The sequence below is a fragment of the Cellulosilyticum sp. genome (assembly GCF_982396655.1).
The window spans coordinates 12,535-32,899 of sequence record NZ_CEVXFV010000045.1 but is presented as its reverse complement, the minus strand read 5'-3'; the positions used below and the strand labels follow the sequence as shown (position 1 = coordinate 32,899).

The following is a 20,365-nucleotide window of genomic DNA, read 5'->3' as shown; positions in this document are numbered from 1 at the left end:
CCACACTCGGGACTTTCACCCGTTAGACTACGCCCATGCTGGGCACACCATAAAAGAGGGTGCTGAAACCACGAATGGTTTTAGTACCCTCTTTCTATTCAAGTAACTCTTATTAAAATAATATCTACTTAATCTACTTAACAACCTATTATTTGCACATTTTGAGGATGTTTATAACATCTTCTTTGCCAAGTGGTACGTAGGCGTTTTGGAGGCCGCCGATTCTTACTGATTTTTCGGCCATGATTTCGAAGTGCGTTTCATCAATTCCTACTTCCGAAAGTGTCATAGGTAAGCCGCATGATTTAAAGAAGTTTTCCGTGGCATCAATGGCTGCATTTGCATATGCCATCTTGTCTTCCATTTCTGGGAGGTGCCATACATTCTTACCGTATTCTACGAATTTATCTACTGTATTCTCACTTAAAATATAACGCATCCATCTTGGTGTTAAAATAGCTAGACCTACACCATGGGTAATATCATAGAAAGCACTAAGTTCATGCTCTATTGGATGACAGGTCCATGAACCTGCTTTACCTGCTCCTACGAGTCCATTAAGGGCTAATGTACTTGCCCACATAAGGTTTGCTCTTGCTTCATAATTGGTTGGCTCTTTTAAAGCAATTGGGCAGTACTTGATACATGTCTCTAATAAGCCCTCTGCAAATTTATTTTGTACAAATGTATCTGTATCTTTTTTAAAGTAGTTTTCAAAGATATGAGACATAATATCTGCTGTTCCTGCTGCCGTTTGTTGAGCTGGAAGTGTATAAAGATATTCTGGATCTAAAATAGAAGCTTGTGGAATCATCTTCATAGAAGCAGTGCCTAATTTTTCATTAAGTTCTGGATTCGAGATAACTGCATTCTTATTCATCTCTGAACCTGTTGCGGCAAGTGTAAGTACTGTCACGATTGGAAGGACTTCTGTAATTTTGCTCGCATCTACAACGATATCCCAAGCATCTCCTTCATAGTAGTAACCTGCTCCAATAGCTTTTGAGCAGTCAATAACGCTGCCGCCGCCAATAGCAAGGATAACATCTATATTATGCTCACGGCAAAGTGCTACACCTTTTCGTACACTTTCAATTCTTGGGTTAGGGTCTACGCCTGATAATTCTACAATATTGCAGTCGGCAAGTAAGCTTTTCGCCGTATCATAAATACCATTTTTCTTAATGCTTCCTCCGCCATATACAAGTAATACATTTTTCCCATGTTGATGAATTGCTTCAGGTAATTTTTCAATCATTCCTTTTCCAAAGTAAACTTTTGTATAGGCATTAAAAATAAAATTATCCATGTCTTCCTCCTAATATGTCTGTCTATTTTAAATCTAACTATATTTTAGCATTAAATAAACATATCTCACAATGATTCTACTAAAATATTAAGAAGATAATTTAAAACTTTATTTTTACTCAGTTATAACACCTTTGTTTTCTACCGCAATCCTATCAAATATTTTTTCAAAGGCATGATGGCTTATTATTGCCACACCTACACCTATTGCATTTGATAAAATACGAAATACAACTGCACCGCCAGTAGTATACAACAACATAGCTGATATCAAGGCACTAAAGGAGTTTGCAATTGTTTTTCTAAAGTATGAATTAATAAACATCACGCCAAATCCTGTTAAAACAGCCACAGCACCATGCATAGCATCTGGAATGACATATTCAAATAAAATAAAGAACACACTGCAACCAATAATAGTGGCTGGTAATCTGTATTTCATACGTCTTTCTCTTTCTTCCTGTTGATGATAAGTTAAAGAGAGCACTGCAAAGTTAATCCAAATAGTACGTGGTAAATGGATTGATTAAACTTAACTTCGGTCCCACTACTGTTAAAATAAGTAGTATTACAAAAGACAAACTTGCCTGCTTCGCATTATATCCAAAATCATTTTTTAAGAAAATCAATAATGTCGTTAAAAGTGCAACACCTATTGTACTATTTTCACTTCCGAACAATTTTCCATATCCACCTATAAATAAGACACAAAATAAAAACATTGGAATCTTGGATATAATTAGTTTCAATACTTTTTTCATATTCGCTCCCTTCAAGTTACAGTCTCATTTCTTGTCTAAATATTTAGTATTTTTTTGTTTTTAGACGATATTACAATATATCTATTATATACAATAAATTTGTAGTTTTTATAAAATCCTACCAAAATCAAAGGAGATATAACCATGAGCGTAAATACCTTTTCACTATTAGATTCACCTAGTACTTCTTCTATCACCAAAAATAATCCTAACAGTTTAACGCCTACTATCAAAAAATATAAGGATATGAAAATAGCCATTTATGGAGCTGGTTCCCTTGGTGTTGTTCTGGGGGCTTATCTTGCCAAAAGTGGTTTATCAGTGGATCTTATTCATCATAATCCTGAACATGTTAATGCACTAAATACAAATGGAGCTAAAGTTATCGGTACAACTCATTTTTGTGTCCCAGTAACTGCCCTATTACCTGAAGAAATGACATCTGGCTATGATTTTATCATTTTACTCACTAAGCAACATCACAATACTGAAATTGCCATGGATATTTTACCTCTACTTAAAGCAGATGGCGTACTTTGTACACTTCAGAACGGTCTTCCTGAACCTGAACTTGCTGAAATAGTTGGGGAGACTCATCTCATTGGAGGCATAGTCTCTTGGGGGGCAACTTTGCAGGCTCCTGGCGTCTCTGAACTTACTTCTATGCCCCATAGCATGTCTTTTAAGATTGGTCGTATAAATGGCAGTGTAGATGATAAACTTCTAGCACTAAAAGAAATATTGGAACTTATGTGCCCTACTAGTATTTCTGCAAATATTCTTATTATCAGATGGAATAAACTTTTAATTAATGCTTCTTGTAGTGGACTTTCTGCTGTATTAGGCTGTACATTTGGAGAAGTTATTGAAAATAAATTATCCCGTCAATACGCCCTACATATCATCAAAGAATGTATTGATATCGCTAGAGCATCTGGCATTGATGTTACGAAAACGCAAGATGGTAAGATGGCAAAAATGTTTTATTTTAACCATTATCCTAAATATCTCTTAACTTCACTTCTTATACGTCTTGCCATTAAGCCTCACAAACTTCTTAAAGCAAGTATGCTTCAGGACTTAGAAAAGGGGAAGGCCTGTGAAGTAGATTACATCAATGGCATTGTCTGTGCCTATGGTAAACGCCTTCACATTCCTACCCCTTATAATGATCAAATTGTAGAAATCATCCATGGTATAGAAAACCACGAATATACATTTAACTTTGCTAATCTAGATTTATTACTTCCTGTTATGCAACTAAATAAGTAATTCCTTTAAACGCTTTATAATAACTTCGGAAGCTGCTCTATGTGCTTTAACTCCTGGATGCTGTCTTGCTCCCACAGTTTCTTTTGTGGTATCAGGCAGCCCTAGGAATTCTACTTTCTTATCATCAGTTTTTTCCTTATATCGCTGAATCGCCTCAAGAATGGCTGTTTCTAACGGATTACCTAGCATGCCATACACCCATATCAACCTAGCATTCGGATTATATTTTCTAAGTTTCTCCAAGAAACTTATTACTGCTTCTTTAAAAGCATTTAAATCTTCTTCATTATATGAACCGTCTTCGTTCATACGTTGTTTATGTGACTCGCCTGTTTTTTCATCTTCCCACTTCGCCGAATTAAATGCACCGCTATCATTTGTTCCTAAATTAATAATTACTGCATCTGGCTGCCAGCTTGCAAAGTCATATTCCCTTTGTGCCCCAATCAGTTCATTTTGCTTTCCCTTTAAAAGGCCACATACCTTCTCATAATAAAGAGGTAACGCGCCATATGGATTGTTATCCCAACTTGTCAGAACTCCCCAGCCACTTTGAGAAATAATATGATAATCTGCATTTAATGCATTGGCTGTCATAACAGCATAGTTATTTTCAGTACTGAACCACATGGAAATCCAATCTTCTTCTTTAAGGGCACCTATAGCGCCTTCTCCTGATGTAATGCTATCCCCTATAAATTCAAGCTTATAAGGATATGCCGCTACAGGTTCAAAGCTTCCATCTGTCTTAAATCTGCTAATCTGCAAGCAGTGCTTTTCATCACCAGACATTGCCTGCACTTCTTTTAAAAGTTTCACATTTTTTATAACTTGTGGATTCATATTACGAAAAAGACAAATCCACTGTTTTCCCCTTTCAACCATCCTACGTGTGATATAAGCCCCATTAATCACCACACTAATCCAAGGCTCATAGCAATCATAATCTGCTTCTACTTCTACCCAAAGTTCAGAAGCTTTCACATTACATTCAATTCCGCTTCCTGTCCAAAATAATGTAAGTGGCTCCCTGCTTTTGGTCGTTCTTCCTAAAACCTTTAAATTCATAATGTCCTTTACTGCATAAGCTTTTAAATCCATGTACTTCTCCTCCACCTTCTAAAAGTCTTATCTCCTGAAAAACGCCTATCCTCTTAAAAATAATTTATAATATTCACTTGCCATAATTTTAAGTGTCTTTATGACCATTTCTTTCGTAGTCTCTTCCATAGCCCCCCACGTTTTTAATACACTATTAATATTTTTTATCTTATCTGCTGTTAGTTCACTTACTGTTTTAGCGCCTGTAGACTCTAATGCTCTAAATAATGCTTCTATAAATTGTGCTCTTTGAGAACGTTCTGTATTCTGAAGCCATGATTTAATCGTATGATCAAGCTTCTGACTATTTTTACTAACGCTCTCTAAGTAGATAAGCTTTGGCCCTAATACTTCCCAATTCATAATATCGTGCTGTAAAATACCTTTTTTCTTACTCTTTACAATCACATACTCCTCTTGATGCTCTAAAAGCATACCAATTATTGAAGACTCTGGGATAATGGTCTTAATTTTATGTAACATCTCTTTATAACCTTTACTTTCAATTACATCTTCATAAAAACCTGGTCCATCATTATTATAAATTTCAATAATGCGCTTTTTTAATTTATCTCCACAATTAATGGCTGCATAGATTGCTAAATTTCCTCCCTTTGAGTGTCCACCTATTCTTAAAGGTCTTTTGCTCTTTCTTGTAGTCTCCTCTAAATATCTTAGTGCTTCAATCTGAGATGGCACAGGCATCATGTAGGTCATGTTTAAATCTTCTTTCCAGCCTACTAATGTATCATCTGTTCCTCTATAAGATATATAGGTGCTCCCATCCTCTAACAAAATATGCAGTGCTGCAAATTGCTTTTCATCTTTATAATCTATTGTACTTACATATTTGCATAAGCCTACATGTTTGAAACGCTCAGTATATGCCACCTTCTTTAAGATAAAAGGCACTAATCTGGTAAAAGTATTTTGTACTGCAAGATCCTGCGCCGTATACATCTTAAAAAACAATTTACTTGCTTCTTCTAATGTAATGACATCTTTATAAGCTGGCCCTGGCACAATGCCATCAAAAACGATATATGACAGTGCAGATAAAATTAAATTATCCACTTCATTAAATGGTGCCTGATTAAATGTTAAGTCACCACGCCATTCTAAATAATCTTCTATATTCGCCATAACTTTCCCCTCTTTATTAAACCCCTTTTTATTTCTCTTCTTATGGCCATTTATTTTCCCGTCTTCGTTTTTATTATACTATAACGACGCGAAAATTTAATCGCCAGCATATAGATTTAAATCGTTTTTTTCAAATTTTCTAACTCTATCTCTGTAAGTTTGCGCCAACTGCCATAAGCTAGTTCGTTTAGCTCAATACAAAGCAGTCTAATACGTTCCAAACGAATTACCTCATACCCAAAATGCTTACTCATGCGTCTAATCTGTCTATTTAATCCTTGCGTTAATATAATTCTAAAGGTATCCTCACTTATAGCCTCTATTTTACAAGGCCTCGTTACTTCTTTTCCTAAGTCTACCCCCTTTGACATGCCACTTATAAAGGCTTCATCAAAAGGCTTATCAACAGTTACAATGTATTCCTTCTCATGTTCATTATCTGATGCAAGTATAGCATTTGCTAAATCTCCATCATTAGTCATAAGTATAAGCCCTCTTGAATCTTTATCGAGCCTCCCTACGGGAAATATATAATCTTTGTAACCTACATATTCAATAATGTTATCCTTAACTTCCTCTGCCGCAGTGCAAGTTATGCCTACAGGTTTATTTAAAATAATATACACCTTTTCTTTTGCCTTTAACGGCGTGCCATCTATATATATATCATCTGTTTCCTCTACCCACTGTCCTTTAATGCAAAGCTTGCCATTTACAATGACTCTGCCTGCTTCTATGATTTCATTAGCCCTTTTTCTAGAACAAATTCCTTTGTTACTTAATAATTTATTAATTCTCATCTATACGTCCTATCTCTATTGTAATGTCCCTATATTGGATTTCTATCTTTATATCTGTCAGTATAGCACAACTATATAATTTTATAACATCTTTAACCTTTTTTACTAATGAACTACGGACTCTCAATTTTCAAAAGTATTATTTTGTAGCGCTATAAAAAAATAATGAGGTAGCGTGAACTATAAACTTCACACTACCTCATTATTTTTTAAAAACAACTCACTAACTACTCTGCAGCATTATAGACTTCTTGGCCTTGTCTTTGATGAAGTTTTAACATCACAAACCTTGCAATAGGTTGTGCTACTAATGCTTCTACTGCAAATGCAATAGCAAAGTTTCTTGGCCATTTATAAAAGAACATTCTTATAGGCTCTAATGTCACACTTCTGCTCCCAATCCATGTCCCAATTACTGTTAAGAAAATCGACATTAAAAATACATTACATAAGATGTTAATCGTCATATGCGCATTAAAACTATCATCTTTGTGTATGATTTTATGTGTTAGGTATTCTGCTGGCTTATGTGTCAGAAGTACAAGTACAATAACACTTATCCAAATAAATGGTATCACCCGCAATACATCCATCCACACGCTAAAATGAAAGCCTATTTCAAAACACGTAATGAGTGGCGCAATAATATTCACTGAGATTATTGAAATCACAACCATAAATAATGCAAACTCCTTCTTATTTCTTGGTAACTTCATGTAAAAATCCATTTTTTCTCCTCCTTATTTTACGAAAACTATAGAGAAACCAACTACAAATTTGAAATATACATGTACGTAAATTGTTTTCTCCTAATGATTTCACATTGCTAAAGATTATGAATAACTAATAAATGTGAAATCTATATAAGCGCAAAAAAAATAGCGAAAAACTTAAAAAAGTTTTTCGCTGAACCATTATACGCGCTTAATATTTATTTTATTCTTTAATCATTATATCAGATTTCATACATACTTTCTAGTTTAAATCACATAAATTTTTTTAATACTCACATTGTCTTTACTTTATTAAATCTTTTTCGCGTTTGATGTTCCGCATCAAGCACAGTTTCTCTTGCAGGAATACCTGTAAGTGTTTCTAGCTCATTTTCTGCTTCAATGACTCTTTCTAACCAAAGCTGTTTATAAGGCATAAAGTCCCGACACCCCTTTGGAATAACTATTGGTTGTCCAAATATTAAACGATTTTCTTCCCCTTCAACAGCTTGTTCAATAAAAGCAGGTAAAACAGGAATGCCTAGTACCTTTGCAAGCCAAAAGGCACCTCTTTCTATATCCTCTGCTTTATCCTTATTGATATCATAAATCGTGCCTTGGGCAAATATGAGAAAATGCCTTGGCTTTTCACCTTGAGAATACCATCTTTCAGCTTCCCTCATTGTTGCAATTGAGCCGCCCGAACTGGTACGATCAACTGCACAAACTTTTTCCATCTCTAGTATAGGTGTTAATTCTTTAGGTATAGAAACACCATTGAAGCAATTTTCTTTTGCAAAAACAAATAACTGAGGATAAGTCTCTAAAACTTGATGCATAAGCTCATAATAATAACTCATTATGAGTGGCGCATCAGAATCTGTTAAATGATTAGAGGCTATTATATATGATGTCGTCGTAAAATCCTTTGGCAAATTATAAACTTTGAAATTATATGTTTGTAAAATCTTTTGTTTAAAGCCAATTAATTTCTGCCTTAGTTCTACTGGGTTATCTATAATAGGTAATATTTCTGTTATAGCTTCCTCATTAACTAAAGAACTTGCATTAAATAAATTCATAAAATTTCCCCTTCCCCAACTCAACTAATTTATCCATTTTTATTTTAACGCAATAGTTTTTAAATTCAAGTTTATATTTATTTATCATTAAATATCGCCAGCTAATGCCACATCATCTTTCTTAACTTAATAGCTAATTCCTCCGATTTCTTTACCTTTTCACCGGAATTTTGTAACAACCTTTCCATATCTTCAGGCAATGGCGCTACTATATTCATATACGCTCCTGTTATAGGATGATAAAAACCTATTTCGGCTGCATGTAGCCCTTGTCTTGTAAGCATATGGTTATTTTCATTATATAAGAAGTCTCCTAAAAGGGGATGTCCTATATGTGACATATGCACACGGATTTGATGGGTACGTCCCGTTTCTAAACGTAAGGCAACAACTGATACAAGCTGCCCCTCTACATGAATAACCTCAAGTCTACGATAATGCGTCACTGCCCGTTTTCCGTCCTTTTCATCTACTTGTCGCTTAATAATTGTTCCTTCCATCCTACCAATAGGTAAATCTATAATACCTTCTTCCTCTACTAATCCTTCTACAAAGGCTATATAGGTTCGTGTTAATCCTCGCGCTTGCATCCTATTTGATAAAATACTTGCACTGAGCATATTCTTAGCAATAATCGTTACCCCTGTGGTGTCTCTATCTAATCGATTGATACAGCGAAATACATAAGGCTTTTCCTGGTCTTTATAATAATATACAACGCCATTAGCTAGTGTATTATCGTAATTATTAATAGATGGGTGAATTGGCGTATCATGAGGTTTATTGAGTACTAAAATATCTTCGTCTTCATATAAGATATCTAAGTCATACTGCTTTGGCACAATATTTTCAGAGGAGCTTTCTTCCGTCAAACATATATCTAGTACATCGCCAGCCTTTATTATTTCATTTACGCCCGCCCAAACACCATTTTTACGAATACCTGTCTTGGTTTTCTTAAGTTCTATTAAAATTCCTCTGGAATATTCCTTTGCTTTTAAAAACATACCTATAGACTGGCCCTCATATGTTGTATCTATCTTATATTGTATTTCTCGTCTCATCTCTCGTTCCTACTCTATCTTAAAAATTATATCTTAATCTTAACCTACAAGCCCTATGAAGAAAAGTCTTTAATTTCTCTTATACAAATACATAATCATTTGTTACAGGTTGCAATCCTCTTGCTTTAATGGCTGCATAAACTTCTTTAAAACTACGTTCATCAGCTATTTCAAATTGGCTGTCGCCTTTGTCTACAATGTCTTCTTCTGTATGACTGCCAATCCCTGTACTTACCCCTGCTGAAATTTTAGTTGCCGCAAGGCCTATAACATGATTCCTAAACTCAGCACGTTCTCTGGTAGAAATTGTAATACTTGCAAATGGCATAAATAAACGGTACGCCATAATGACTTGTAAAAGCTGCTTTTCATGAACATCTTTAGGATTTATCTTATCATTATTAATAATAGGACGAAGCCTTGGGCATGAGAAAGCAATCTCTGCATGAGGGTACTTTCTTTGAATGAGATATGCATGCATCCCTGTTGCAAACGCATCCTTTCTAAAATCATCAAGGCCCAAAAGTGCTGCAAAGCCTACGCCTCTCATGCCACCTTTTAAAGCACGTTCTTGCGCACATAAGCGATATGGAAAGACACGTTTATGCCCAGCTAAGTGAAGTGTCTCATATTTATCTGAGTTATAAGTTTCTTGAAAAACAGTTACAAAGTCTGCCCCACATTCATGAAGATATGCATATTCATCACTATTCATTGGATATACTTCAAGACCTACCATTTTGAAATATTTACGTGCAATTTTGCAGGCTTCTCCTATGTATTTCACATCGGACATTTTACGGCTTTCCCCTGTGAGCATCAGAATTTCTTCAATGCCTGTTTTAGCAATAGCTGCCATTTCCTTTTCCATCTCTCCTACATTTAATTTAGCTCTTTTAATTTTGTTATGACAGTTGAAACCGCAATAAATACAGTAGTTCTCACAATAATTTGCAAGATACAGCGGTGTAAACATATACACACTATTACCAAAGTGCTTTCTTGTTTCTCTTTGTGCCTTTTCTGCCATTTGTTCTAAGAACGGCTCTGCTGCTGGTGAAAGTAATGCTGCAAAGTCTCTAGGCATTAACATTTCTTTTTCTAAAGCTATCTTTACATCTTCTGCTGTATAAGTATTATAATCATAGGCCTGCATCTCTTTAATAACTTGCTCCATAATGCCTGGTTCTAAAACTTCCATACCTTCCATATAAGCCATATGATCTGTTCTTTGTTCATTCTTCTTTATTTCACTCACTTTGTGCTCCCCCTAATCTGCTAAAAATCCTGTTAATGGTGATGATGCACTTGCACCAGTTTCTAAAACTCTGCCAAGCCCCGAAAGATAAGCAAGCCTACCTGCTTCAATAGCATTCTTAAAAGCCTTTGCCATCATTGTAATATTTCCAGCTGTTGCAATAGCTGTATTTGCCATAATCGCTGCAGCCCCCATTTCCATCGCCTCACATGCCTGGCTAGGGCATCCAATACCTGCATCTACAATGATTGGTAAGTCAATCTCATGAATCAGAATCTTAATAAAGTCTTTTGTACAAAGCCCTCTATTAGAGCCAATAGGTGAAGCCAATGGCATAATTGCAGCAGCACCAGCATTGACTAAATCTCTCGCTACATTTAAGTCTGGATACATATAAGGCATGACCACAAAGCCTTCTTTAGCCAAAATTTCCGTTGCCTTAATCGTTTCTGCATTATCTGGCAATAAATATTTACTATCTCTAATCACCTCTATTTTTACAAAATCCCCACAGCCAACTTCTCTTGCGAGCCTTGCAATACGTACAGCTTCCTGTGCATTTCTAGCTCCAGAAGTATTTGGAAGCAGTGTTACATCCTTAGGAATATAATCTAAAATATTCTCCTCGCCTCCAGTATTTGCGCGGCGCACTGCCATCGTCACCATCTGTGCCCCCGCATCCTCTATAGCCGCCTTAATAAGGTCCAAACTATACTTTCCAGACCCCAATATAAATCTAGACGTAAACTCATGTCCGCCAATCACTAACTTATCTGCATTATTCATCATCATATTCATTCTTCTCATCCTCCCAATCTTCTTTTTAACCAACTATCTTTAATCTCTATTTTCACCTTTCACTTTTCTCTGTCCTTCAATCACTTTTTACTTTTCTCTTTCTTTCAATCACGCAATTACGCATCATTTTTCAACATTACTACTCCTTAGTCTTCCTCCACCCCCAATATCAACCTGAGTACCATATTCGCCTGATGCCCTGCACAAATGCTCACTCTAGGTGCCATAAGTCCCATCCCTGGCTTTGCTTCATTATAAAAGTCACCACACATATAAAAGCGCTTATTGATTTTCCTAGTCTGAATCTCATTACTACTTGCATACCCCGCCATGCCAGAAGCCGCTACTATCTTGACATCACTACGCTCTGCTAACAAAGTATTTACTAGCATTGCCTTAGCTTCTGGATTATCAAAAGCTTCACATACGATTTCATCTTCCTTAAAAATCGCTAAAACATTTTCTTCTAACACCCGCTGAGTATCTACCGTAACTTTAATATAAGGATTAATTTCTTTAATCTCTTGCGCTAAAGCCTCCGTTTTTTCCATTCCCAAATGACAAATCTTATACATCTGACGATTTAAATTACTTGGTTCCACAATATCAAAATCTACTAAATGTAAGTGCCCTACACCCGTTCTAGCTAGTTCTACTGCAATATGCGACCCGAGGCCTCCAAGTCCGGCAATCCCTACTCTAGCAGTTTTAACCTTATAATGTACCTGTGGTGTATGTCTTGCACACATGAGCACCTCTAATTCCTCCTCAGAGGGCATCTTTCCCTTTTCAATAAAGACGATTTCATCTCCTTCATGAAATATAAAATTTTCACCTGTCTGAAAGCCATTGTAAATTGTAATAATCTCTAGCGTACTTGCACACACCTCTTCTTTAAGCGCCCAAAGACTTTTGCTCACTACATCTCTTAATTTCCCATTAATGCTAACCTTCACCTTTAAGCCTCCTTATATCCTTCTCATCCACCACCTACAAAGTGAATAATCTCAATCTTATCCTCATCACATAAGTAAGTCGTTTCATAAGCACGCTTAGATACAATTTCCTCATTAATCTCTACTGCCACAGTTTCCAATCTATAGCCAGCTTTTTTAAGAAATTCTAAAACAGTCATCTTCTCAAAAGCTTGTTTTTGCCCATTCACTGTAATCATCTACTCACCTCCACTTACCTACAACATCTAATTCACTTATTTTTAAACGCAAAAAAGGCCGCACGAAAGAAACGACACCCGCGGTGGTGTCCCCCTTCATGCGACCCTATAGTCACACTCTCTTTCAATAAACCATTGGCTTATTGGCATTAAATGTTGTATTTAATTTTTAATCAAATAAATTATATTATATTTTGCATACAATTGTCAACCAATTACCGCTTCATACAAGTAGCCATCTCTTCTATGCCCTTATTCATCTCTAAACTCAGTCCTAATAGCCGCCTCTTCTATGACCTTATTCACCCTCTAAACTCAGTCCTAGCAGCCATCTTTAACGTCTGTGGGATGTGGATAAGTTGGGGTATCTCATTTTATCTAAGCTTCGACCGCAGGGAGGCTTAAGGGAAACGAAATACCCCAACTTATCCATGCCCCCCTTCCCCTCACCTGGCTGCTAGCCATTTAGTGATGGAATAAACGAATCCCTGTAAAGCACATTGCCATATCATATTTATTACATGTTTCAATAACTTGTTCATCACGAATTGAACCACCTGGTTGTGCCACATATCTCACGCCACTTCTATGTGCACGCTCAATATTATCACCAAATGGGAAGAATGCATCTGAACCTAATGCCACATCTGTCATTTGGTCAAGCCATGCACGTTTTTCTTCTTTTGTAAATACAGCTGGTTTTACTTTGAAGATTTTTTCCCACTCGCCATCTGCAAGTACATCCATGTAATCTTCGCCGATATAAAGATCAATTGCATTGTCTCTGTCCATACGACGGATTGTATCTACGAATTGTAAATTCATAACTTGTGGTGATTGACGAAGGAACCAATTATCTGCTTTACTTCCTGCTAAACGTGTACAGTGAATACGAGATTGTTGCCCTGCACCAATACCGATTGCCTGACCGCCTTTTGCAAAACATACTGAGTTTGATTGTGTATATTTTAAAGTAATTAAAGAAATGATAAGGTCAATTTTAGCTGACTCAGGTATTTCTTTATTTTCTGTTACCACATTGCTAATAAAGTCATTGTTGATTTCAAGTTCATTGCGACCTTGTTCAAATGTAATCCCAAATACTTCTTTATGTTCAATAGGATTTGGTTTGTAGCTTGGATCGATTTGAATAATATTATAGCCGCCTTTTTTCTTAGCTTTTAAAATCTCTAAAGCTTCTGGTGTATATCCTGGTGCAATCACGCCATCAGATACTTCTCTACCAATAATTTTAGCAGTACTTTCATCACATACATCTGAAAGCGCAATAAAATCACCGAAAGATGACATTCTATCTGCACCTCTAGCTCTTGCATAAGCGCATGCAAGTGGTGAAAGTTCACCAAGGTCATCTACCCAATAAATTTTGCTTTCTACTTCTGTTAGTGGAAGTCCTACTGCTGCACCAGCTGGAGAAACGTGTTTAAAAGATGTTGCGGCTGGAAGTCCTGTAGCTTCTTTTAATTCTTTTACAAGCTGCCATCCATTGAAAGCATCAAGGAAGTTGATATAACCTGGTTTTCCATTTAATACTTCAATAGGAAGCTCACCTTCTGCACTATAAATTCTAGATGGTTTTTGATTTGGGTTACAACCATATTTCAATTCTAATTCTTTCATTTCTAATCCTCCACAAAATATTTTATTATTTTATTAACGGTTACTCGTTCTTTTAGTGCAACTTATCTTTATTTATTTTTGTTAACGATGCGTGTTTCGTACTCACCTGTTTCGATATCAATATATCTTACAAATAATGAAACTTTATTTTCTTCATTTAAGCTTTCCCAAAGCATATTTGTAAACTCATCAATTTCTTTATCAATTGCTACAAGTTTAGGTTCTCCTTCAAAACTTGGAAGTGGATTTTCATTGCATTTGTAAGTGTGAATGAAACGTCCTTCACCAGCTTTAGCATTATCATATGTAAATGTGTAACGGTTGCAACAAGATGGATCGCCATTATTACTTTTTAAGATAGACATTGCATAGTCATATTTTCCGTTCTCGATATGCATCATCCCTGAAATTCTAGGTGTGTAGTTAGGTGCATCTGGTTCAAATTCACGTGTTCTAAGTGCTTGTTCAAAAGTAAATTCTTTATCCATAAGCTCATAAATTGTATCTGTTTGGTCCCCATTGGTTACAATTGTACGATTGCCAAGTACACGTACAGGGGCATAAATGATTAAACTTGGATCACTTAATTTAGAAGGATCAAAGGCCTCAGTACGAATACCTTCTCCCTCTGTAACGAAGATACGGTTTCTACTATTTTCACTTCTACCCATGATGAAATATGCTGTTACTGCTTTTTTACCATCTGCAGATTTTCCAATAACGATACCTCTACCTGGATATGGATTTGCTTTTAATTCTTGTTCTAATGCGATCATTTTCATTCTCCTTTTTTAATCATCTTCTCTACTCTTTGTTCCAAGGATGCAGCTATAATTTATGTTATCAAACTTTCATTTTCTAAAAATTTGCACACGAAAAAGCCGACAACCTGGATACCTCAAATAAATCGGTGCCCAGGCGGTCGGCTTTCTAAACATCTGTACTCCCTGTGGGTACTCCCACTTATCCGCCAGTCATACAGAACTTACTTTTAAAATACACTATCCTAAATAAAATTGCAACTCCTTTTATTAAAAAATATGCACTATTTTATTATTTTATGTCAAGACAAGCAGTCTCTCTACGATAAAAACTACAATACAACCGCTAGCTGCAACCATTAATAAACTCTTCTCTAAAAATGCCATAATAAGTGACACCCCAAAGCCTATTGCAGCTGAAATAGGACTTTCTGTAGACGTTAAAATAGCCGGAAAAGTCATAGCTGCTAACGTGGCATATGGTACATAAAACAAAAAGGATTTGATATATGTATTTGTAATTTCTTTACGAATAAGTGTAAGTGGTAACATTCGAATTAGATACGTTACGCCTGCCATTACGAAAATATATATATACACATTATGCGGCATGTTCCGCCACCTCCTTCTTCTCATCTACAGGGAAAAGCCATGCAGCAATACCTGCTATAATTAGGGTTAAAATAATAATCCTAAAGCCAAATGAAATCTCCTTTAAATAAGGTAAAATGCTAAATAAAACACTACCAACCATAGCACTTATAACAACACCACATACGACTTTATTTATTTTAGCTGGTGGTATAATAATAGCTAAAAACATACCATACAAAGCAATTCCTAATGCACTGCTGATGCTGGCAGGTAAAAATTCACCAGAAATAACACCTAGAAGTGTTCCCATCGTCCACCCCAAAACAGAAATGACAATGAGCCCATAAGAATAATAAGGGCTTAACTTACCATCCTTACACACTGATACCCCAAAAATTTCATCTGTTACACCATAAGACACTAATAATCTATGTCCTAATCCTGTATTAGACTCTAATTTCTGTGATAATGAACATGACATGAGTGCATACCTAAGATTTAAGACAATCTGCGTACAAATTACTTCATAATATGTCGCACTAGCAGCCATCAAGTTAATTCCTGCAAATTGCCCTGCTGATGTTACATTCGTAATAGACAAAATCACCGCTTGAAAAGCTGTAAGCCCCTTCTCCTTAGCTAGCATTCCAAAGGCAAAGGATACCGCAAAGTATCCTAAGCAGATGGGAATGCCGTGTTTTACACCTTGTTTAAAATTACTACTCTTCTTCATAAATCTACTCCCATCTTAAACAAAGCAATATCTGACTTAATATTACTTTCTGAATTCAAATACTATAATAACAAAAAAAGCTTAGTAAGTGTTAGTTACTAAGCCTTTTTTTATTTCTAGTCTTCTTTTAAAAGTTTTACAAGTAATATGCCACCATCAGGAATTTGTAAACTCAATGTATTATCTACACTAATTTCTTCTGCTGTAAGCACACAGTAAGCTATGTATTTTCCTACTAAATTCATAGCTGAAATTGGGATTTCTATACTTATTGTATCAGCTGTTTTATTAAAGCAACTTAAATATGTTCCAGTTTGATCACTACTATATAATAAAATGACTTCATCTGTCTCAAAAAACACTTTTGTATCTTCTGTAATTTCAAAGGCCTTTAATATAAGTTGCTCTTTAATAGATGGGGCTTTTCCGCCAGCTTTAAAGAAAGCTTCAATTTCTTTTTCTGTAATCTTATCTCTAACAACAGTTGCCTCTTTTGGCACGATAATTTTTTTCATCTTTATGACCTCCATTCTAGTGTGAGCTTTTACTTTTTTCTGTTCATTATTATATCATTTTTACCTATGAATTACATACATTTTACTGTTAAATTCCCTTTACAATATTAAATTCTTTTTACATTTCACATCATTAGAACATATTGAACAACTATTACACATAAATTTTAAATCTATCTCGAATTGACATCTCTACTGCACTTATATTACTATATAGTAATATACTATTTAGTATAGATTTCACATTTATATTTACAAGTACTATTCTTTAATATGATGCCATCTAGGTACATAACCTATTCATTATTAAAAAAGAAAGGAGACTTCACTATGCAACATCCACCTGTAGGAATCGTCATGGCACAAATTAAACAGCTTCAAAGCCGTATTATTGAAAAACTACTTAAAGAGACTCAGGCATACGATGCGATGAATGGTGCCCAGATGAACATTTTATATCAACTTTGGCAAAAAGATGATATTACAATTAGTGAATTAAGCAAAAAAACGCAACTTGCTAATACGTCTCTTACAACAATGCTAGACCGTCTTGAACAACGTGGGCAAATTATAAGATGCCGTAATAGTGAAAATCGCCGCGAAATCCGCATCAAATTAACGGATCAGGCAAAGGATCTTAAAGAGCATGCCAACATTATTTTAAATACAATGCATGGTATTAATTTCAATGGTTTTAGTGATGAAGAAAAAGACCAAATGTATGCTTATCTTACACGCATGAAAAATAACTTAGAAAATTATGCTGCCAAGCATAACTAATTTATAAAGGAGAATTTTACATGAGTACACATAATGATGACAAACTTGGTACTGCACCTATAGGCAAACTTGTCATAAGTATGGCCATCCCAGCAGTTATTGCCCAACTTGTTAATGTTTTATATAACATTGTTGATAGAATGTATATTGGACATATTCCAGAAGTAGGTGCTAAAGCCTTAACAGGAGTTGGTATCTGCTTTCCTATCTTAATGCTTATTTCAGCTTTTAGTGCTTTCGTAGGCTCTGGGGGTGCCCCACTTGCTGCCATTCAGCTTGGGAAAGGTAACCGTGATGAAGCTGAAAAAATTCTAGGAAATGGTGTAACAATTTTAATTTGCTTTTCAATTTTATTAACCACACTTTTCATGGTCTTTAAAAAACCATTTTTATATGCCTTTGGGGCAAGTGATGAAACAATTGTTTATGCGCTTGAGTACATTACTATTTACTTATGTGGTACAGTTTTCGTACAGGCATCTATTGGCCTTAATACCTTTATCACTTCTCAAGGCCAAGCTACTATTGCTATGTTATCCGTTTTAATTGGTGCTATTATCAATATTATTTTAGACCCTATTTTTATATTTGGTTTTGATATGGGCGTAAAAGGTGCTGCCTTAGCAACTGTTATTTCACAAGCTTGCAGTGCTATATGGGTTGTTTACTTCTTACTTTCTAAGAAATCTAGTATCCGTATTCGTCTGCATCATCTTAAACCAAACTTAAAAATCATTGGTAGTGTAGCAGCCCTCGGTGTTTCACCTTTTGTCATGCAAGCTACTGAAAGCTTAATCAACATTGTATTTAACAGTGGTTTACAACATTATGGTGGGGACTTATATGTAGGCTCTATGACAATCCTGCAAAGTGTAATGCAACTTTTCATCATGCCAGTTCAAGGGATTACTATGGGAACGCAACCTATTATTAGTTATAACTACGGTGCCAAAAACTTTGACCGCGTGAAGAAAACATTTAAATGCAGTTTAGCTGTTACCTTTACTGTGACTTGTGTTTGCTCACTTGCAGCATTATTCTTCCCAACGGTATTTGCAAGTATGTTCACTAAAGATGCAGAACTTATTGCTTTAATTAAAGTTGTTATGCCAATCTTCATGGCTGGTATCTGGATATTTGGTGTCCAAATGGCATGTCAATCTGCCTTTATGGGAATGGGGCAAGCTAAGATTTCACTTTTCTTAGCCCTTCTTAGAAAAGTCATTCTCCTTATTCCTTTTGCACTTATTCTACCTCGTTTTATGGGTGTTATGGGAATCTATTGGGCCGAACCAATTGCAGATATTCTAGCTGCAACTACAACCGGAATCCTATTCCTCATTAACTTCAAAAAAATATTAGCAAAAGCTTAACTGATAAAAGACCTAGGAATTAAACACCTCTCGGTGTCCTCCTAGGTCTTTCTTACGTCTATTATGCTTAACTTTATCTTTTATTTCTTTTTTAAATCATTCTTCATTAAATTGGTCTTCTTCCCACTGAAGTATTGTCACACTTTCTGTCTCTAAGTGCTTCAATAGGATTTTCCTTATCTTCATAACGATAATCCATACCATTTTTACAAATATATTGAGATATTATTTTATGACTAGGCACACATTCTACATCTTTATTAACGATATTTTGGAATGTGAAGAATTCTGACTCTGCTGGGACTTTCGCTACGTCTGTATATTCATCTTTGATAGATGTTAGTTGTACTGTTTCACCTAAAACCTTACGTACATACTCTTTATTTTCACCTAATGTCAACAATTGTGGGAAGTTGCCATCTGGTATAACTTGTTGCCATTCCTTACCTTCATATTTTTTTAGAAGCTCTGCAGCTTTGTGTAAATGGGCCACTTCTTCATGGAAATGTTGCTCCCAAATCTTCTTAATATGTGGGTCTGTCTCATCTTCAAAACAAGAATAATATAAATAGCATTCTGTATACTCATGATTTAATAAGTTTTCAAGCCATGTTTGTCTTGGGTCTATTAAACTGCCGTAATGACTTACATGTTGCTCCTCAATAAGCCCTATTTCTTGATATAAACTTCTGCCTATATCTGATTCATAAAATCCTGCTACATTCATATAATAATTCATTGTTTGTTGCTCTGCTGCTGTAATAATACATGTATTTAATTTCGTAATTGGTGCCGCAGTAGAGAAATCCACAAATTCTCTAATATTATCTGTAGGATAACGATGTTCAGCTATTGTAGGCCTACCAGGCATGATTTCTGTATAATGTCCTACTAACTTTTCTGCTTTAATACCTCTTTCCATCTCCAATAAGTCTGAATAGCGATATAGGTGGTCAAAATCTTCTAATAGTGCGAAATCCAGTGCCATTTTGACATGCTTATTAGGTTCTCTCATAGCTAATCTAGCAGTTAAATCTACTGCCAGCTGCTCATAGCTGATAGTCGTTTCTAGTATAGTTTCATCAGCTGGTTTTAAAACGGCTATGACTTTTTGTTGTTGCTGTTCACTTCTTCTTGTAACGGCAATTTGTCTTCTTAGTTCATTATCAGGGCAATGACGTGAAAATTGATGTGAAAACCATACAGCTTCAAATTCTGTCCCATTCATTAATATAATACGCGTTTTCGTGTAAGGATCTACCTCATTTTTATTATAAGGTTCTGGGTAAATAGCTGCCCAAGACTTAAATAGTTGATCCATATTCATTGGTTTTTCTAAGAATGGATTCATATGTTACCTCGCCTTCTCTAAAAATATTTTAAATGAGCTTATTCATATTACTTCTAGTATGTCTCTTCTTCTTAATTTCATTCTAAAAATATGTTCGAAAAAGACATGCTAGCAAAATACTCTTTAAGAAGGCCTATCTTGTA

At 35.4% G+C, this 20,365-nt stretch carries 22 protein-coding genes and 1 riboswitch; of the genes, 3 read left to right on the top strand and 19 right to left on the bottom strand.

The annotated features are described in order from the left end of the window. Nucleotides 1-148: 148 nt before the first annotated feature. The 3 genes from AC1VAQ_RS15995 to AC1VAQ_RS15985 all read right to left on the bottom strand — a co-directional run bounded on the left by AC1VAQ_RS15995 (nucleotide 149) and on the right by AC1VAQ_RS15985 (nucleotide 2,057). Nucleotides 149-1,309 (bottom strand): iron-containing alcohol dehydrogenase, encoded by a 1,161-nt coding sequence (locus AC1VAQ_RS15995; protein ID WP_302596810.1) that lies wholly within the window; start codon nucleotides 1,307-1,309, stop codon nucleotides 149-151. Between the two features lie 114 nt (nucleotides 1,310-1,423). Next, nucleotides 1,424-1,795 (bottom strand): FUSC family protein, encoded by a 372-nt coding sequence (locus AC1VAQ_RS15990; protein WP_302596811.1) that lies wholly within the window; start codon nucleotides 1,793-1,795, stop codon nucleotides 1,424-1,426. Nucleotides 1,796-1,802: 7 nt separating this feature from the next. Then, nucleotides 1,803-2,057 (bottom strand): hypothetical protein, encoded by a 255-nt coding sequence (locus AC1VAQ_RS15985; protein WP_479904181.1) that lies wholly within the window; start codon nucleotides 2,055-2,057, stop codon nucleotides 1,803-1,805. 156 nt (nucleotides 2,058-2,213) lie between these two features. On the opposite strand from AC1VAQ_RS15985, the gene AC1VAQ_RS15980 reads away from it, so the two are divergent. Continuing rightward, complete coding sequence (locus AC1VAQ_RS15980; protein ID WP_302596813.1) at nucleotides 2,214-3,341, top strand: ketopantoate reductase family protein; 1,128 nt, start codon at nucleotides 2,214-2,216, stop codon at nucleotides 3,339-3,341. Here AC1VAQ_RS15980 and AC1VAQ_RS15975 read toward each other — a convergent pair. From AC1VAQ_RS15975 to AC1VAQ_RS15905, 15 genes are all read right to left on the bottom strand, one after another. Further along, nucleotides 3,330-4,442 (bottom strand): SGNH/GDSL hydrolase family protein, encoded by a 1,113-nt coding sequence (locus tag AC1VAQ_RS15975; protein WP_302596814.1) that lies wholly within the window; start codon nucleotides 4,440-4,442, stop codon nucleotides 3,330-3,332. The genes AC1VAQ_RS15980 and AC1VAQ_RS15975 overlap by 12 nt on opposite strands. 45 nt (nucleotides 4,443-4,487) lie before the next feature. Further along, nucleotides 4,488-5,585, bottom strand: coding sequence for a DUF2974 domain-containing protein (locus tag AC1VAQ_RS15970; protein WP_479904180.1), 1,098 nt, complete (start codon nucleotides 5,583-5,585; stop codon nucleotides 4,488-4,490). Nucleotides 5,586-5,701: 116 nt separating this feature from the next. After that, on the bottom strand, nucleotides 5,702-6,385 hold the full coding sequence (locus AC1VAQ_RS15965; protein WP_302596816.1) for a pseudouridine synthase: 684 nt from the start codon (nucleotides 6,383-6,385) through the stop codon (nucleotides 5,702-5,704). Between the two features lie 227 nt (nucleotides 6,386-6,612). Next, nucleotides 6,613-7,113: a hypothetical protein gene (locus tag AC1VAQ_RS15960; protein WP_302596817.1), complete on the bottom strand. Its 501-nt coding sequence runs from the start codon at nucleotides 7,111-7,113 to the stop codon at nucleotides 6,613-6,615. A 278-nt stretch (nucleotides 7,114-7,391) separates the two neighbouring features. Further along, the gene (locus AC1VAQ_RS15955; protein WP_302596818.1) at nucleotides 7,392-8,180 is read right to left on the bottom strand and encodes a 1-acyl-sn-glycerol-3-phosphate acyltransferase; all 789 of its coding nucleotides are present in this window, start codon (nucleotides 8,178-8,180) and stop codon (nucleotides 7,392-7,394) included. 101 nt (nucleotides 8,181-8,281) lie between these two features. Continuing rightward, nucleotides 8,282-9,244 carry an RluA family pseudouridine synthase gene (locus AC1VAQ_RS15950; RefSeq protein ID WP_302596819.1) on the bottom strand — a complete coding sequence of 321 codons (963 nt, stop codon included), beginning with the start codon at nucleotides 9,242-9,244 and terminating at the stop codon, nucleotides 8,282-8,284. Nucleotides 9,245-9,323: 79 nt separating this feature from the next. After that, nucleotides 9,324-10,463: a 2-iminoacetate synthase ThiH gene (gene thiH, locus AC1VAQ_RS15945; RefSeq protein ID WP_302596853.1), complete on the bottom strand. Its 1,140-nt coding sequence runs from the start codon at nucleotides 10,461-10,463 to the stop codon at nucleotides 9,324-9,326. A gap of 51 nt (nucleotides 10,464-10,514) precedes the next feature. Further along, nucleotides 10,515-11,294, bottom strand: coding sequence for a thiazole synthase (locus tag AC1VAQ_RS15940; RefSeq protein ID WP_334306945.1), 780 nt, complete (start codon nucleotides 11,292-11,294; stop codon nucleotides 10,515-10,517). A 152-nt stretch (nucleotides 11,295-11,446) separates the two neighbouring features. Continuing rightward, nucleotides 11,447-12,256, bottom strand: a complete 810-nt coding sequence (thiF, locus tag AC1VAQ_RS15935) for a sulfur carrier protein ThiS adenylyltransferase ThiF (protein ID WP_302596820.1) — start codon at nucleotides 12,254-12,256, stop codon at nucleotides 11,447-11,449. 23 nt (nucleotides 12,257-12,279) lie between these two features. Continuing rightward, nucleotides 12,280-12,474, bottom strand: coding sequence for a sulfur carrier protein ThiS (gene thiS, locus AC1VAQ_RS15930; RefSeq protein WP_302596821.1), 195 nt, complete (start codon nucleotides 12,472-12,474; stop codon nucleotides 12,280-12,282). 465 nt (nucleotides 12,475-12,939) lie between these two features. Further along, complete coding sequence (locus AC1VAQ_RS15925; RefSeq protein ID WP_302596822.1) at nucleotides 12,940-14,115, bottom strand: phosphoribosylaminoimidazolecarboxamide formyltransferase; 1,176 nt, start codon at nucleotides 14,113-14,115, stop codon at nucleotides 12,940-12,942. 68 nt (nucleotides 14,116-14,183) lie between these two features. Then, a complete protein-coding gene (locus tag AC1VAQ_RS15920; RefSeq protein ID WP_302596823.1) occupies nucleotides 14,184-14,897 on the bottom strand; it encodes an IMP cyclohydrolase in 714 nt (237 codons plus the stop codon). Between the two features lie 123 nt (nucleotides 14,898-15,020). Further along, nucleotides 15,021-15,103, bottom strand: a riboswitch (ZMP/ZTP riboswitch). Between the two features lie 70 nt (nucleotides 15,104-15,173). Then, entirely contained in the window at nucleotides 15,174-15,488 is a 315-nt protein-coding gene (locus AC1VAQ_RS15915; protein ID WP_302596824.1) for an AzlD domain-containing protein, read from the bottom strand. Then, nucleotides 15,478-16,203 (bottom strand): AzlC family ABC transporter permease, encoded by a 726-nt coding sequence (locus AC1VAQ_RS15910; protein ID WP_302596825.1) that lies wholly within the window; start codon nucleotides 16,201-16,203, stop codon nucleotides 15,478-15,480. Before AC1VAQ_RS15910 ends, AC1VAQ_RS15915 begins: the two co-directional genes overlap by 11 nt. A gap of 116 nt (nucleotides 16,204-16,319) precedes the next feature. Next, on the bottom strand, nucleotides 16,320-16,718 hold the full coding sequence (locus AC1VAQ_RS15905) for a hypothetical protein (protein ID WP_302596826.1): 399 nt from the start codon (nucleotides 16,716-16,718) through the stop codon (nucleotides 16,320-16,322). Between the two features lie 330 nt (nucleotides 16,719-17,048). Between AC1VAQ_RS15905 and AC1VAQ_RS15900 the strand changes: the two genes are divergently transcribed. Next, the gene (locus AC1VAQ_RS15900; RefSeq protein WP_302596827.1) at nucleotides 17,049-17,498 is read left to right on the top strand and encodes a MarR family winged helix-turn-helix transcriptional regulator; all 450 of its coding nucleotides are present in this window, start codon (nucleotides 17,049-17,051) and stop codon (nucleotides 17,496-17,498) included. Between the two features lie 20 nt (nucleotides 17,499-17,518). Further along, on the top strand, nucleotides 17,519-18,871 hold the full coding sequence (locus tag AC1VAQ_RS15895) for an MATE family efflux transporter (protein ID WP_303244257.1): 1,353 nt from the start codon (nucleotides 17,519-17,521) through the stop codon (nucleotides 18,869-18,871). Between the two features lie 106 nt (nucleotides 18,872-18,977). Here the strand turns inward: AC1VAQ_RS15895 and AC1VAQ_RS15890 are convergent, their stop codons facing one another. Further along, entirely contained in the window at nucleotides 18,978-20,222 is a 1,245-nt protein-coding gene (locus AC1VAQ_RS15890; RefSeq protein WP_302596829.1) for a hypothetical protein, read from the bottom strand. Between the last annotated feature and the right edge of the window lie 143 nt (nucleotides 20,223-20,365).